Below are 15,141 nucleotides of genomic sequence, written 5' to 3'. Positions count from 1 at the left end.
GGACGTCCTAGCCCAGCGCCCAGTCGATCTCGCTGCGGCCCGCGTCCACCAGGGCCTTGTTGACGGCGCTGAACGGCCGCGTCCCGAAGAACTTCTTCGCGCTCAGCGGGCTCGGGTGCGCCGACTCGATCACCGTGTGGTGCGCGCCGGTGATCAGCCGCGCCTTCTTGCGGGCGTAGGCGCCCCACAGGACGAACACCACCCGGTCGGACTTGTCGTTCAGCGCCCGGATCGCGGCGTCGGTGAAGTCCTCCCAGCCCTTGCCCGCGTGCGACCCGGCCTCGCCCGCGCGGACCGTCAGCACCGCGTTCAGCAGCAGCACCCCCTGGTCGGCCCAGCGGGTCAGGTCGCCGGACGCCGCGGCCGGGATCTCCAGATCGGCGGCCAGCTCCTTGTAGATGTTGCGCAGGGACGGCGGCAGCCGCACGCCCTCGCGCACGCTGAAGCTCAGACCATGCGCCTGCCCGGGCCCGTGGTAGGGGTCCTGGCCGAGGATCAGCACCCGGGCGTCCTCGAACGAGCAGCACCGGAACGCGGTGAACAGGTCCTCGCGCGGAGGGTAGACCGTCTGCTCCTCGTACTCGCCCGCGACGAACGCGCCCAGCGCCGCGGTGGCGAGCGGGTCCAGCAGGGGGTCGAGCCGCGCCCGCCAGTCATCGGGCAGCAGTTCCATCAGGTCGAGGGACATCGGGCCTCCGTCAAGGTCATCGCCTACGCGGAAACACTAGCGCCGCGCACTGACACGCCAGACCGGAATCAGCCGGGCGAACACCCACCGGCTCTAGGATGAGGCCATATGCCGGACTCCCCCCGACGGCGCGGCGCCCTCGCGTGCGTCCCGCTCGTCCTGCTCGCCCTCACCGCGGCCTGCGGCGGCTCCTCCGGGACCACGACCCTCACCGTGTACGCCGCGTCCTCCCTCACCGAGGTGTTCGGCGAGATGGAGGCCGCCTACGAGCACGCCGTCCCGGACGTCGACGTCAGCCTCGTGTTCGGCGGCTCCCTGGAGATGGCGGGGCGGCTGTCCGACCTGTCCCCCGCCGACGTCCTCGTCACCGCCGACACCGCGAGCATGAACACCGCCGACGCGCACCTCGGCGGCCGCCGCCGGACCGTCGCGCACAACGCCCTGACCATCGCCGTCGCCCCCGGCAACCCGCGGCGCATCCGCGGCCCCGCCGACCTCGCCCGCCCCGGGCTGCGGACCGCCGCCGGCGCCGAGTCCGTCCCCGCCGGCCGCTACGCCGCCCGGCTCCTGCGCAACGCGGGCCTGACCGTCCGGTGGACGACCGTGGAGGTCAGCGCGCGCGCCGTCCTGGACCGCGTCCGCGCCGGGGACGCCGACGCGGGCATCGTCTACGTGACCGACATGCGGTCCGCGGGCGTCGCGGCGAGCAGCGTCCCGATCCCCGCGAAACTCAACGTCGTGACGTCCTACCCGGCGGCCGTCGTCGAGGGCGGCGGGCAGGAACGCGCCGCGAACGCGTTCGTCTCCTGGCTCACCGGCCCGACGGCGCGCGCGCTGTTCCACAAGCACGGATTCCCGGTCCCCGACGCGCCGCAGTAGCGGTTTCGGCGCACTTGACCAGGGAAAACACCCGTCCCGAGTGAGTGCCGCCACAGGGAGCCGCCGCACGTGCGAGAGAAGCGACCCGCACCCGACGCACCGCGCACGGGCGACGAGGCGCACCGGCCCGCGCCGCCCAACCAGCCGTGGCGCGCCGAAGGCGTGCCCGACGGCGGCCGACGGTGGCGCCCCGGCCGCAACACCTACCTGTTCTGGACGCTGCTGATCCTCGTCTTCGCGGTCAGCTACGTCCTCCTGCACTTCACCGGCCGCGAGGAGCGCGCCACCATCCCCTACACGGCGTTCACCGAACAGGTCGCCGCCGGGAACGTCGAGAAGGTCTCCACGCAGGGCTTCCAGATCCAGGGACGCCTGAAGAGCGCACGGACCACCCCCGGAGAGAAGGACGACACCTACGAGTCCTTCGAGACGCTGCGGCCCGCGTTCGCCGACGACGCCGTCTACGCGCAGATGGTGAAGCAGGGCGTCGTCGTCGAGGCCGAGCCCGACGACGGCCGGGGCCTCGCCGCGAACCTCCTGCTGTCCCTGCTGCCGGTGCTGCTGTTCGCCGCCCTCTGGATCGGCATCATGGTCTGGCTCCAGCGGCGCATGGGCGGAGGCGGCGGGCTGATGGGCTTCGGCCGCTCCCCCAAACCCGTCGAACCCGACGCGAAGCGCGCCACGTTCGCCGACGTCGCCGGCATCGACGAGGTCGAGGCCGAGCTCACCGAGGTCGTCGACTTCCTCTCCGACCCGGGCAAGTACCGCCGGATGGGCGCCCGCATCCCCGGCGGCGTCCTGCTCACCGGCGCCCCCGGCACCGGCAAGACCCTCCTCGCCCGCGCCGTCGCCGGCGAAGCCGACGTCCCGTTCTACTCCGCGGCCGCGTCCGAGTTCGTCGAGATGGTCGTCGGCGTCGGCGCGGCCCGCGTCCGCGAGCTGTTCACCGAGGCCCGCCGGACGGCGCCGTCCATCGTCTTCATCGACGAGATCGACACCATCGGCCGGGCCCGCGGCGGCGGCTCCGGCCTCGGCGGCCACGACGAGCGCGAGCAGACCCTCAACCAGATCCTCACCGAGATGGACGGCTTCACCGGCTCCGAAGGCGTCGTCGTCATCGCCGCGACGAACCGTCCCGACGTCCTCGACCCGGCCCTGCTGCGCCCCGGCCGCTTCGACCGCAGCGTCGCCGTCTCCCCGCCCGATCTCCGCGGCCGCGTCGCGATCCTGCGCGTCCACACCCGCGACGTCCCCCTCGCGCCCGCCGCCGACCTCACCGCGATCGCGAAGACGACCCCCGGCATGACCGGCGCCGAACTCGCGAACCTCGTCAACGAGGCCGCCCTCCTCGCCGTCAAGCACGACCGCACCGCCGTCGGCATGCCCGAGTTCCGGGCCGCCCTCGAACGGGTCCAGCTGGGCGCCCGCCGCGCCCTGGTGATGCCGTACGAGGAGCGCCGCCGCACGTCCTACCACGAGTCCGGGCACGGCCTCCTCGGCATGCTGCAGCCCGGCGCCGACCCCGTCCGCAAGATCACGATCGTCCCGCACGGCCGCGCCCTCGGCGTCACCCTCTCCACCCCCGAGGACGACCGCTACGCCTACGACGAGCGGTACCTGCGCGGCCGCATCATCGGCGCCCTCGGCGGCATGGCCGCCGAGGAGCTCGTCTTCGGCGTCGTCACCACCGGCTCCGAGAGCGACCTCGAACAGGTCACCCGCATCGCCCGCGGCATGGCCGGCCGCTGGGGCATGTCCCCCGCGGTGGGCCCCCTGTCCGTCCTGCCCGCCGACGGCGACGCCGCCGTCGGCGGCCACACCGCCCCCGGCACCCTCGACGCCGTCGACCTCGAGGCCCGCCGCATCGTCGAGGAGTGCTACGCCGAGGCCCTCGGCACCCTCCGCGCCAACCGCGCCCGCCTCGACGCCCTCGCCGCCGAACTCCTCGAACACGAGACCCTCGACGAGGAGGCCGCCTACGCCGCCGCCGGCATCGCCCCCACCACCGAATGATCCGGCGGCGCTACGGTAGGGCGGTGCGGGTGCGGGTGCGGCGGTTCGAGCGGGACGGGCGGCGGGTCGTCCGGCCCTGGACGCCGCCGGCGCACACCGCCCTCGGGGACCCCGAGCGGTACGGGTGGCTCGTCGGAGACCGGGACGGGCTGACGCGGCTCGGCGCACTGTTCGCCTTCGCCGCCGCCTCCCGCCGGACGATCGTCCACGTCCCGCTGCGCGGCGGGGAGCCGATCGAGGGCTGCGAGGGGTTCGTGGAGCAGTGCGGCGGCCGCCTCGACCTGCTCCTCCTCCACCACTCATCGGCCTTCCCGGTGACCCGCTGGCCGGGGCTCCGCCGCACGCTCACCGGCCCCGGTGTCCCGATGACCGTCCGCGTCGACCGGGAGCGGACGGCCCGGGACGCCCGCGCCTGGGTCGAGCGCAGCCACCGACGGGACTTCCGCGACCACCTGCGCCCCGTCACCCACGCCCGCACGCTCTGCCTGACCGGGAGCCGGACGGCGTTCGCCGCGGCCGCCGTCGAGTTCTTCGCCGCCGCGGACCTGGGGCCGCGCCGGAAGGGGGCCGCGAAGGGGCACCCCGTCCTCGTCACCTGCCTCACCCACATCCTGACCCCGGACGACGACCCGCGGCGCCGCGAGATCGACATCTCCTACAAGGCCCACCCGGGCGCGTTCCGCGCGGGGCGCTGAAGGGCGCGGTCAGAGCGCGGTCGGGAGGGCTTCGGGGTCGAGGGTCCGCATGGAGCGGAGGGCGCGCAGGACGGTCGGGTGCGGGGTCGCGTAGACGGTGGGGTGCACGGGGACGTCCGGGTAGGCGAGGCGGTCCTCGGACGGCGAGAAGCGGACGTCGACGGTCGCGTTGTTGCCGCGGGGGTCGAGGCGGACCCAGCGGTCGTCCACGAGGACGGCGGTGAGGCCGTGCAGGACGCCGGAGACGGTCTGGTAGCACAGGCCCGCCTGGATGCCGCCGGCGCGCAGCAGGGCCGCGTAGGCGTGCGACTTCGCGTAGCAGAGGCCGACGCCCTGCTCGAGGACGTCGGAGGCCCGCCAGGGGACGCGGGGGTCGGCGGCGTCCATCGAGTGGGCGACCCGGTCGCGGACGTGGTCGAACGCGGCGTGCGCGTACGCGATGTCGTCGCCGGTGCGCAGCTCCGAGGCGATCGACTGGACGAGCGGGTGCTCGATGTCGATCGCGTCGGAGGCGGCGAGGTAGTCCCAGGGGTCGGCCGCGAACTCCATCAGAGGCCGAGGAGGGACTCGATGCCGATGGTGAGGCGGTCGAGGTTCGGGACGCGGCGGACGGCGAGCAGGACGCCCGGCATGAACGACTCGCGGTTCATGGAGTCGTGGCGGATCGTGAACAGCTCCCCGTGGCCGCCGAGGACGACCTCCTGGTGCGCGACGGCACCGGACATGCGGACCGCGTGGACGCGGACGCCGTCGACGTCGGCGCCGCGGGCCCCGTCGAGCTCGGACGTGGTGGCGTCCGGGGACGGGCCGACCTTGGCCTCGGCGCGCGCGGCGGCGACCAGCTCGGCGGTGCGGTGCGCGGTGCCGCTCGGCGCGTCGACCTTGTTCGGGTGGTGCGTCTCGATGATCTCGACGGACTCGAACAGCGGGGCGGCCTTCTGCGCGAAGTGCATCATCAGGACGGCGCCGATGCCGAAGTTCGGGGCGATGAGGACGTTGCCCGCGGAGGCGTCGGTCAGCCAGGAGCGCACGGTGTCGACGCGGGACGGGTCGAAGCCGGAGGTGCCGACGACGGCGTGCAGCCCGCGCTCCACGCACCAGCGGAGGTTGTCCATGACGACGTCGGGGCGGGTGAAGTCCACGACGACCTCGGCGGCCGTGAGCGGGTCGAGCGCGTCCCCCACGTCCACGGTGGCGACGAGCTCCATGTCGTCCGCCCCCTGCACGGCGCGGCACACCTCCGCGCCCATCCGGCCCTGCGCGCCCAGCACTCCGACCTTGATCACGTGTTCCTCCCGTCCGGCGTCGGCCCGAGCCTACCGGTCGTCGTCGACGAACAGGTTGAGGACCCAGCTGACGAGCCCGACGATGATGGCGCCCCAGAACGCGGGCCAGAACCACTCGACGTGGAACGGCACGCCGATCTCGCCGGCGACCCAGCTCGTCAGCATGAGCAGCGCGGCGTTCACCACGAGCGCGATCAGGCCGAGGGTGAGGATGTAGAAGGCGCAGCCCAGCACCTTGATGATCGGCTTCAGCACGGCGTTGATGACGCCGAAAACGGCGGCGACCACCAGCAGGGTGAGCGCCTCCTCGCCGGTATCGCCGCCCTCCAGGTCGATGCCGTCCACCACCGCGGACGCCACCCACAGCGCCACCGCGGCGATGACCACTCTGATGAGGATCTTCACGTGGCACCCCCTACCCGGCGGGCCGGGCGGTTAACTGCCGAAGCCGTCCCCCACGGGCCCGATGACGGTGAGGGCCTGCGGCGCGCCGAGGACGTCCGCGGCGACCGCGCGGACGTCGTCGAGCGTGACGGCCTCGACGCGGGCGAGGACCTCGTCGACGGGCATCAGCGACTCGTATACCAGCTCGCTCTTGGCGATGCGGCTCATCCGGGAGCCGGTGTCCTCGAGGCCGAGGACCATGGCGCCGCGCAGCTGCCCCTTGCCGCGTTCGAGCTCCTCGGCGGTGAGGTCGCCGGCGCGGGCGACCTCGTCGCGGCAGATCTGCAGGACCTCCTCGGCCTTGGACGGCTGGCAGCCCGCGTAGACGCCGAAGATGCCGGAGTCGGCGTACTGCGCGGTGTAGCTGTAGACCGAGTAGGCGAGGCCGCGCTTCTCCCGGACCTCCTGGAAGAGGCGGGACGACATGCCGCCGCCGAGCGCCGCGTTGAGGACGCCCAGGGCGAACCTGCGGTCGTCGGTGCGGGGCACGCCGAGGCCGCCGAGGATGATGTGGGCCTGCTCGGTGTCCTTGTCGAGGACGACCGTGCGCGGGTCGGCGGTCACGGCCGGGCCGTCGAGGCGGGGCCCGGCGGGGGCGGCGTCGCCGGTGAGGCGCCCGGCGAACGCCTCGGCGACGAGCCCGACCACGCGGTCGTGGTCGACGTTGCCCGCGACGGACACCACGAGGTTCTGCGGGACGTACCGGTCGCGGTAGTAGCCGTGGATGCGGTCCCGCGACAGCGCGTTGATCGACTCCTCGGTGCCGAGGATGGGACGGCCGAGGGGCGTGTCGCCGAACAGGGCGGTGGCGAACTCGTCGTGGACGAGGTCGCCGGGGTCGTCGTCCCGCATGTGGATCTCTTCGAGGATGACGCCGCGCTCGGCCTCGACGTCCTCGGGGCGGTTCACCGACGCCGCGACCATGTCGGACACGACGTCGACGGCGAGCGGCAGGTCGGCGTCCAGCACCCGCGCGTAGTAGCAGGTGTACTCCTTGGCGGTGAACGCGTTGAGGTCGCCCCCGACCGCGTCGATCGCCGCGGAGATCTCCAGCGCGGAGCGCCGCTCGGTGCCCTTGAACAGGACGTGCTCGAGGTAGTGGGAGGCGCCGGCGTCGGCGGGCTCCTCGTCGCGGGACCCGACGGACGCCCAGATGCCGAACGCCGCGGACCGGACGGTCGGCATCCGCTCGGTGATGACGCGCAGCCCGCCGGGCAGGACGGTGCGGCGGACCTCGCCGGCGCCGTCGGCGTGGATCGTGGTGGTGGTTCCGGGCTCCTGCGCCCGGGCCGGCAGCGTCACGGCTGGCTCACCCTCCGGTTGCTGGTCGCTGTCCCGGGCCGGCGGGCGCCGGGCCGGAAAGCGGCCGACCGGCCCGCCCCGGGCGGGCGGGCCGGTCGGCCGTCGTGCGCGGTCAGGAGTTGCGCTGGCCCGCGTCGTCGCCGCCGCGGCGGGTGCGGCGGCGGCGCGGGGCGCGGCGCTCGCCGGAGTCGCCGTCGCCGGCCTCCGCGGTCGCCTCGGCAGCCCCGTCGTCGCCGCCGTCGGCCTTCTCCGCGGACTCCCGCTCGATCACGTCGACCGGGACCAGCGACAGCTTGCCGCGCTGGTCGATCTCGGTGACCTCGACCTGGATCTTCTCGCCGACGCCGATGACGTCCTCGACGTTCTCGATCCGGGCGCCGCCGTGCAGCTTGCGGATCTGCGAGACGTGCAGCAGGCCGTCCTTGCCGGGCAGCAGCGACACGAACGCGCCGAACGTGGTCGTCTTGACGACGGTGCCGAGGAACCGCTCGCCGACCTCGGGCATGTGCGGGTTGGCGATCGAGTTGATCGCCTGCCGCGCGGCCTCGGCGGACGGGCCGTCGGTGGCGCCGACGTAGATCGTGCCGTCGTCCTCGATGGTGATGTCGGCGCCGGTGTCGTCCTGGATCGAGTTGATCATCTTGCCCTTGGGGCCGATGACCTCGCCGATCTTGTCGACCGGGACCTTGATGGTGATGATCCGCGGCGCGTTCGGGCTCATCTCGGCGGGCGCCTCGATGGCCTCCTGCATCACGTCGAGGATCGCCAGGCGGGCGCCCTTGGCCTGCTTCAGCGCGGCGGCCAGCACCGAGGCGGGGATGCCGTCGAGCTTGGTGTCGAGCTGCAGCGCGGTGATCACATCGCGGGTGCCGGCGACCTTGAAGTCCATGTCGCCGAAAGCGTCCTCGGCGCCGAGGATGTCGGTGAGGGTGACGTACTCGCCGCCCTCGTGGATCAGGCCCATCGCGATGCCCGCGACCATCTGCTTGAGCGGGACGCCGGCGTCCAGCAGCGACATCGTGGACGCGCAGACCGAGCCCATCGAGGTGGAGCCGTTGGAGCCGAGGGCCTCCGACACCTGCCGGATCGCGTAGGGGAACTCCTCGCGGGTCGGCAGGACCGGGATCAGGGCGCGCTCGGCGAGGGCGCCGTGCCCGATCTCGCGCCGCTTCGGCGAGCCCACCCGGCCGGTCTCACCGGTGGAGTAGGGCGGGAAGTTGTAGTTGTGCATGTAGCGCTTGGTGCGCTCGGGGTTGAGCGTGTCGATCATCTGCTCCATGCGGAGCATGTTGAGCGTGGTCACGCCGAGGATCTGCGTCTCGCCGCGCTCGAAGATCGCCGAGCCGTGCACCCGCGGGACGACGTGCGCCTCGGCGGTGAGCTGGCGGATGTCCTTGGCGCCGCGGCCGTCGATGCGCAGCCCGTCCCGGACGACGCGCTCGCGGACGAGCTTCTTGGTGACGGCGCGGAACGCGGCGGAGATCTCCTTCTCGCGGCCCTCGAACCGCTCGGCGAGCTTCTCGGCGGCGGCCGCCTTGATCTCGTCGAGGCGGGTCTCGCGCTCCTGCTTGCCGGCGATGGTGAGCGCCTGCGCGAGGTCGCCGCCGACGGCCTCGGTGACGGCCTCGAGGACGTCGTCCTGGTAGTCCAGGAAGACGGGGTACTCGGTGGTCGGCTTGGCGGCGACGGCGGCGAGGTCGCTCTGCGCGCGGCACAGCACCTTGATGAACGGCTTGGCGGCCTCGAGGCCCTCGGCGACGGTCTCCTCGGTCGGGGCGACGGCGCCGTCGCCGACGAGCTTGAGGGTGTCGCGGGTCGACTCGGCCTCGACCATCATGATCGCGACGTCGCCGTCCTCGAGGACGCGGCCGGCGACGACCATGTCGAACGTGGCGCGCTCGAGCTCGGGGTGGGTGGGGAACCCGACCCACTGGCCGTCGATCAGCGCGACGCGGACGCCGCCGATCGGGCCGGAGAACGGCAGCCCGGCCAGCTGGGTGGACATCGAGGCGGCGTTGATGGCCACGACGTCGTACAGGTGGTCGGGGTGCAGCGCCATGATCGTCTCGACGACCTGGATCTCGTTGCGCAGGCCCTTGGTGAAGGACGGCCGCAGCGGCCGGTCGATGAGCCGGCAGGTCAGGATCGCGTCCTCGGACGGACGGCCCTCGCGGCGGAAGAACGAGCCGGGGATGCGCCCGGCCGCGTACATCCGCTCCTCGACGTCCACGGTCAGCGGGAAGAAGTCCAGGTTGTCCTTGGGCTTCTTCGACGCGGTGGTCGCCGACAGGACCATGGTCTCGTCGTCGAGGTAGGCGACGGCCGAGCCGGCGGCCTGGCGGGCCAGCCGGCCGGTCTCGAAGCGGATGGTGCGGGTGCCGAACGTGCCGTTGTCGATCACGGCCTCGGTGCTCTGCGCTCCGTCGATGCGCACGGCTTCTGTCACGGGAAACCTCCTCAGGTTCCGGTATCGGACCTCGCGGCCGTTTCCCGTGGCTTGTCACGCTGCCGGTCTTCGATCGAAGCACCCGGATCCCGTGCCCGCCGACGCGGGCGGATCGGATCCGGAAGCCACTACCGAGGACCGGCCCGCACCAGCGGTGTCCGCGAGGGTCTTCTCTTCGGTTGTCCGGCCGGTCCGGCCGGCGGGCCGGACGGCGCGGGCTGCGCCGGGGCGGGCCGTCCGCCCGGCCCCGGCCGGGCCGGGGGGCCTGCACGGCTTCACCCGGCCGATAAAGGAAGGGAGTGGCCCGATGGCCACTCCCTCACACCGCTAGCGGCGCAGACCGAGGCGCTCGATCAGCTTCCGGTAGCGGTTGATGTCCTTGTTGGCGAGGTACTTCAGGAGCCGACGCCGCTGGCCGACCAGCAGCAGGAGGCCGCGGCGGCTGTGGTGGTCGTGCTTGTGCTCCTTGAGGTGCTCGGTCAGATCGGTGATGCGCCGGGTCAGCAGCGCGACCTGGACCTCCGGAGACCCGGTGTCACCCTCAGTGGTCGCGTACTCGGCGATGATCTGCTTCTTCGTGGCGGTGTCGAGCGACACGTGGCTCCTTCGTAAGGTCGTCACCCGCAGATCCCGGCCCGGAAGCGGGCGAACGGGTCCGCATGGTGCGTCATTGAGAGATGTGGCGAGCCGCATGAGGGTGCAGCCAGCCGCGCCGGGGCCCATCCCGGCGATTCTTCACCGTACCATGCCGGGACGACGCACCGTCACGGTCCGGGTCCCCCCTGATCACGGAGGGTGCGGCGCGCGACCGTCCCCGCGCGGGACGTCACCCGGCGGGCGTCCCGGGCTCCTCGCCGGGCGCGGCCGCGGTGATCTCCCGGGCCCGGTCGGCGTCCCGGCGCATCTCCTCGACGAGCGCGTCGACCGAGTCGAACTTGAGCGTGTCCCGGATGCGGGCGACGAAGTCGACGCCCATGTGCTCGCCGTACAGGTCGAGGTCGTCGCGGTCGAGCGCGTACGCCTCGACCGTCCGCTCCCCCGCGCCCTCGAACGTCGGGTTCGTCCCGATGGAGATCGCGGCGGGCCAGCGGAAGCCCGGGTAGCGGTCGGAGTCGCAGACCAGCCAGCCGCCGTAGACGCCGTCGGCGGGGATCGCGGTGTTGGGCAGCGTCTCCAGGTTCGCGGTCGGGAAGCCGAGCGCCCGCCCGCGGCGGTGGCCGCGCACGACGACGCCCTCGACCCGGTGCGGCCGGCCGAGCGCCTCGGCGGCGGCCTCGACGTCGCCCGCCCCCAGCCGCTCCCGGATGGAGGTCGAGGAGATGGTGTCGCCGTCCGCCACCAGCGGGACGCCCTCGGCGGTGAAGTCGTACTTGCCGCCGAGCTCCTGCAGCAGGGCGATGTCGCCCTTGGCCTTGTGCCCGAACCGGAAGTCCTCGCCGACGATGACGTGCGCCGCGTGCAGCCGGTCGACGAGGACCTGCCGGACGAACTCGTCCGGCGGCGTCTTCGACAGGTCGAGCGTGAACGCGACCACCACGACCGCGTCGGTGCCGAGGCCCCCGAGCAGCTCGATGCGGCGGCCGGTGGTGGCCAGCAGCGGCGGGTGGGTGCCGGGCCGCACGACCTCGTCCGGATGCGGGTCGAAGGTGATCACCACGGAGCGCAGCCCGCGCCGCCGGGCCTCCTCGGCGGCGGCGCCGACGATCCGCTGATGCCCGCGGTGCACACCGTCGAACACGCCGATGGTGACCACCGAACGGCCCCAGTCGGCGGGTACCTCGTCGAGGCCATGCCAGCGCCGCACCATGCTCTCCCTGCGTAGGACGTATCCGTCCGGTTCTCGTCTGCCCGGTTCTTGCCGTCGCCATAAAGGGTGCCATGCGCCCCGGGCCGACGTCGTGGGAGGGGCGCCCTAACGCGGGCGAACGCGTCCGGGACGCCCCTGGCGCGGGTCAGCCGGACTGGTACACGACCAGCGAAACCGCGATGTACTGGAGGACGTACGCCACGAGCGTGAACGTGTGGAACACCTCATGGAACCCGAACCAGCTCGGGGACGGGTCGGGGCGGCGCAGCCCGTACACGACGCCGCCCAGGCTGTAGCAGATGCCGCCGATCGCGACGAGGACGCACGCCGCGACGCCCGCGCCGTCCAGGAACTGCGGCAGGAAGAACACCGCGACCCAGCCCAGGACGATGTACAGGGTGACGTAGAGGGCGCGGGGGGCGCCGATCCAGACCGTCCGGAACACGACGCCGACGATAGCGCCCGTCCACACGGTGGCCAGGACCCCGACGCGGGCACCGCCGTCCAGGGCCACGACGGCGAACGGCGTGTACGTCCCGGCGATGATCAGGTAGATGTTCGCGTGGTCGAAGCGGCGCAGCACCTCGATGACCCGGTGCGAACGCTGCCGGTGGTAGGTGCCGGAGATGCCGAACAGCATCCCGGACGCCGCCACGTACACCGCCGAGGCCAGCCGGGCCTGCGTCGTCGGGCCGAGCGCGACCAGCACGAGCCCGGCGACCAGGACGGCCGGGAACGCGCCGATGTGCAGCCAGCCGCGAAGCCTCGGGCGCGTGGGGGAATCGACGGGTGCGCTCCCGGTGCGGCCGCTCGTCGCCGTCGCCATGGACACCTCCTGCTCTGACCATGCCACAACCAACTTACGGTTACGTAGGTTACGACACCGTAGGTTGGTTTGGCACCGGTGTCCGGCGTGACGATCGACACGGACGGGCGGGGCGTGCGCCGGGCCCGTCAGGGAACGAAGACCGCCAGCGGTTTGGCCGCGCGCCCCTGCTCCTCGACGAGCGCGAGCAGCGTCCCGTCCGGTCCGAACACGCCGACCGGCCCCGGGCCGAGCCCGGCCGCCGGGAGCCGCCCCCCGTGCGCGACCTTGCGGGCGTCGTCCGCCGACACGTCCCGCCGCGGGAACACCGCGGCGACCGCCTCGTTCATCGGCAGGATCTCGAGGTCCTCCGCCAGGGCGTCCAGGGTGCGGGCCATGCCGAGGTCGTAGGGGCCGACGCGGGTGCGGCGCAGCCGGGTCAGGTGCCCGCCGCAGCCGAGGGACGCGCCGAGGTCGCGGGCCAGCGCGCGGATGTAGGTGCCGGACGAGCACGCCACCGACGCGTCGACGTCGATCAGGTCGCCGTCGCGGCGGACACCGGTGACGGTGAAGCCGTGCACGGTCACCGGCCGGGCCTTCAACTCGACCTCCTCGCCCTTGCGGGCCATCTTGTAGGCCCGCTCGCCGTTCACCTTGATCGCGCTGACCTGCGGCGGCACCTGCTCGATGCGCCCCGTCAGCGCCGCGACGCCCGCGTGCAGCGCCTCGTCGGTCACGGCGGCGGCGGACGCCGACGCGGTGATCTCGCCCTCGGCGTCGTCGGTGTTGGTCGACTGCCCGAGCCGGATCGTCGCGTCGTAGCCCTTCTCGGTGAGGGCGAGGTGCCCGAGCAGCCGGGTCGCCTTCCCCACGCCGAGCACGAGGACGCCCGTCGCCATCGGGTCGAGCGTCCCCGCGTGCCCGACCCGGCGGGTCTTCGCGAGCCGCCGCATGCGGCCGACGACGTCGTGCGAGGTCCAGTCCGCCGGCTTGTCGACGATGACGAGCCCCGAGTTCTCCACGCGCGCTCCGATTCCAGGGCCGGGGGTCCCCGGCCGGGTCCGACTGCTTGGCCGAAGGGTCAGGACGGGGCGGCCTCGCCGGACGGGCGCAGCGCGCCGCGCAGCCGGTCGATGACGGCCGAGGGCTCCCCGGCCGTCGTGAACGCGGCCGCGGTCCGGTGCCCGCCCCCGCCCAGCGCGACGCAGGCGCGGCCGACGTCCACCGCCCCCTTGGAGCGCATGGACACGTACCAGTCGCCGTCGTCGTTCTCCTTGCACACGACCGCGACCTCGGCCTCGTCGGTGCGGCGGAGCTGGTCGATGACGCCTTCGAGCTGATCGTAGGGGACGTCGCGCGCGTCCCGGTCCGCCCGGGCGATCGTCGTCCACACCAGGCCCCGGCCGCCGGCGGCGTCGCGCTCCAGCCGCGCCCGCGCCAGCGCGCCCGCGAGCACCTGCAGGTAGCCGAACGGCGCCCGGTCCCACAGCTCGCGGCTGACCGCCTCGGGACGGACGCCCGCGGTGAGCAGCCGCCCGGCGAGATCGTGCACCTCGGGGGTGGTGCACGGGTACTTGAACGAGCCGGTGTCGCTCGCCAGCCCCGCGTACAGGTTCTGGGCGATGTCGCCGTCGAGGGGGACGCCGAGCCGCCGGATCAGCTCCTCGACCAGCACCGCCGTCGCGGCGGCGTCCGGGTCGACCAGCCGCACCCCGCCGAAGCCCGTGTTGGACGCGTGGTGGTCGACCACGATCAGCGCCCCGGCCCGGTCGGCGTGCCCGGCGAGGGACCCCAGCCGGGCGCGGCCCGCCGCGTCCAGCGAGACCATCAGCCGGGGCGACGCCGGCAGCCGGCCGGGCTCCACGAGCAGCTCCTGGCCGGGCAGGAACCGCAGGATGCCGGGGACGGTGAACGGCTCGCCGAACGACGCGAGGCACCGCTTGCCGAGCGAGCGGAGCGCCCGCCCGAGCGCGAGCATGGAGCCGAGCGCGTCCCCGTCCGGGACGACATGGCAGGCGAGCACCACCTCGTCGGCCGCGCGGATCAGCTCGAGCGCCTTCTCCCACTCGAGGCCGCCGGAGCCGTCGCCGGCGTCCGGGGCGGCCTCTGCGGAGGCGACGGAGGCGGCGGAAGCGGCGGCGCCGTTCCCGGCGCCGGGCACCGGATCGTGGCCGGGACCGGCGTCGCCGTGGCCCGCCCGGTAGCCGCCGGCGACGCGCGACGGCCATCCGTGCGACCACGCCGCCGGTGCGACCGCGCGGTCCTCGGCGGCGCTCACGACGGCGAGCGCCGGGACGAGCCGTCCTCGCCGTCGGACCCGGGCTCGTCGTCGAACTCGTCGTCCGGATCGCCGTCGGCGGCGGGCTCGCGGTACGGGTTGGCGTCACCGGCGTGCGCGGCGCCCTGCGCGGCCCGCGCGACCTCGGCGTCCCGCGCGCGCGCCTTCGCCAGCAGGTCGTCGATGTGGGCGGCGTTCTCCATCAGGGAGTCCATGACGAAGGTGATGCTCGGCGTGTGCCGGATCCCCGTCTTCTTGCCCACCTCCGAGCGGATCACGCCCTTGGCGCTCTCCAGCGCGGCGGCCGTCTCGGCGCGCTCGCCGTCCGACCCGTACACCGTGTAGTACACGGTGGCGTCGCGCAGGTCGTTGGTGATGCGGGTGTCCGTCACGGTCACGAAGCCGAGCCGCGGATCCTTGATCCGCCGTTCCAGCATCTCGGCGACGATCTGCTGGATGCGGTCGGCGAGCTTGCGCGCCCGAGCTGCGTCCACCATG

Annotated in this window: 15 protein-coding genes; 3 read left to right on the top strand and 12 right to left on the bottom strand. The window is 73.5% G+C overall.

The features are described 5' to 3' along the window. Positions 1–7: 7 nt before the first annotated feature. Positions 8–688, bottom strand: a complete 681-nt coding sequence (locus DMH08_RS12100) for a uracil-DNA glycosylase (protein WP_026405499.1) — start codon at positions 686–688, stop codon at positions 8–10. 108 nt (positions 689–796) lie between these two features. Here DMH08_RS12100 and modA point away from each other — a divergent pair, with 108 nt between their 5' ends. The 3 genes from modA (at position 797) to DMH08_RS12085 (ending at position 4,275) form a co-directional block, all read left to right on the top strand. Further along, a complete protein-coding gene (modA, locus tag DMH08_RS12095) occupies positions 797–1,567 on the top strand; it encodes a molybdate ABC transporter substrate-binding protein (RefSeq protein ID WP_026405498.1) in 771 nt (256 codons plus the stop codon). A gap of 69 nt (positions 1,568–1,636) precedes the next feature. Then, positions 1,637–3,580, top strand: a complete 1,944-nt coding sequence (gene ftsH, locus DMH08_RS12090; protein ID WP_125613773.1) for an ATP-dependent zinc metalloprotease FtsH — start codon at positions 1,637–1,639, stop codon at positions 3,578–3,580. Positions 3,581–3,603: 23 nt separating this feature from the next. Beyond that, on the top strand, positions 3,604–4,275 hold the full coding sequence (locus DMH08_RS12085; RefSeq protein ID WP_125613770.1) for a hypothetical protein: 672 nt from the start codon (positions 3,604–3,606) through the stop codon (positions 4,273–4,275). A 9-nt stretch (positions 4,276–4,284) separates the two neighbouring features. Here DMH08_RS12085 and DMH08_RS12080 read toward each other — a convergent pair whose 3' ends face one another. The 11 genes from DMH08_RS12080 to rbfA form a co-directional block, all read right to left on the bottom strand. Then, positions 4,285–4,824, bottom strand: a complete 540-nt coding sequence (locus tag DMH08_RS12080) for a transglutaminase-like domain-containing protein (protein ID WP_034521255.1) — start codon at positions 4,822–4,824, stop codon at positions 4,285–4,287. Further along, the gene (gene dapB / locus DMH08_RS12075; protein ID WP_026405494.1) at positions 4,824–5,561 is read right to left on the bottom strand and encodes a 4-hydroxy-tetrahydrodipicolinate reductase; all 738 of its coding nucleotides are present in this window, start codon (positions 5,559–5,561) and stop codon (positions 4,824–4,826) included. The genes DMH08_RS12080 and dapB overlap by 1 nt, the downstream gene beginning before the upstream one ends. A gap of 30 nt (positions 5,562–5,591) precedes the next feature. Continuing rightward, positions 5,592–5,966 carry a phage holin family protein gene (locus tag DMH08_RS12070; RefSeq protein WP_026405493.1) on the bottom strand — a complete coding sequence of 125 codons (375 nt, stop codon included), beginning with the start codon at positions 5,964–5,966 and terminating at the stop codon, positions 5,592–5,594. Between the two features lie 30 nt (positions 5,967–5,996). After that, positions 5,997–7,307 carry a M16 family metallopeptidase gene (locus tag DMH08_RS12065; protein WP_026405492.1) on the bottom strand — a complete coding sequence of 437 codons (1,311 nt, stop codon included), beginning with the start codon at positions 7,305–7,307 and terminating at the stop codon, positions 5,997–5,999. Positions 7,308–7,419: 112 nt separating this feature from the next. Beyond that, positions 7,420–9,735, bottom strand: coding sequence for a polyribonucleotide nucleotidyltransferase (locus DMH08_RS12060; protein WP_125613811.1), 2,316 nt, complete (start codon positions 9,733–9,735; stop codon positions 7,420–7,422). Between the two features lie 345 nt (positions 9,736–10,080). Continuing rightward, positions 10,081–10,350, bottom strand: coding sequence for a 30S ribosomal protein S15 (gene rpsO, locus DMH08_RS12055; RefSeq protein WP_026405490.1), 270 nt, complete (start codon positions 10,348–10,350; stop codon positions 10,081–10,083). 229 nt (positions 10,351–10,579) lie between these two features. Continuing rightward, a complete protein-coding gene (locus DMH08_RS12050) occupies positions 10,580–11,557 on the bottom strand; it encodes a bifunctional riboflavin kinase/FAD synthetase (protein ID WP_026405489.1) in 978 nt (325 codons plus the stop codon). A gap of 148 nt (positions 11,558–11,705) precedes the next feature. Beyond that, positions 11,706–12,386, bottom strand: coding sequence for a PAQR family membrane homeostasis protein TrhA (trhA, locus tag DMH08_RS12045; protein WP_125613767.1), 681 nt, complete (start codon positions 12,384–12,386; stop codon positions 11,706–11,708). Positions 12,387–12,514: 128 nt separating this feature from the next. Then, on the bottom strand, positions 12,515–13,387 hold the full coding sequence (truB, locus tag DMH08_RS12040) for a tRNA pseudouridine(55) synthase TruB (protein WP_026405487.1): 873 nt from the start codon (positions 13,385–13,387) through the stop codon (positions 12,515–12,517). A gap of 59 nt (positions 13,388–13,446) precedes the next feature. Beyond that, on the bottom strand, positions 13,447–14,643 hold the full coding sequence (locus DMH08_RS12035; RefSeq protein WP_233617544.1) for a DHH family phosphoesterase: 1,197 nt from the start codon (positions 14,641–14,643) through the stop codon (positions 13,447–13,449). Further along, a complete protein-coding gene (gene rbfA, locus DMH08_RS12030) occupies positions 14,640–15,140 on the bottom strand; it encodes a 30S ribosome-binding factor RbfA (RefSeq protein ID WP_026405486.1) in 501 nt (166 codons plus the stop codon). The genes DMH08_RS12035 and rbfA overlap by 4 nt, the downstream gene beginning before the upstream one ends. Position 15,141 lies beyond the last annotated feature (1 nt).

The organism is Actinomadura sp. WAC 06369, from assembly GCF_003947565.1.
GTDB lineage: Bacteria > Actinomycetota > Actinomycetes > Streptosporangiales > Streptosporangiaceae > Spirillospora > Spirillospora rifamycini.
The sequence above is the reverse complement of the archived record's forward strand: the minus strand, read 5'-3'. Positions and strand labels throughout refer to the sequence as shown.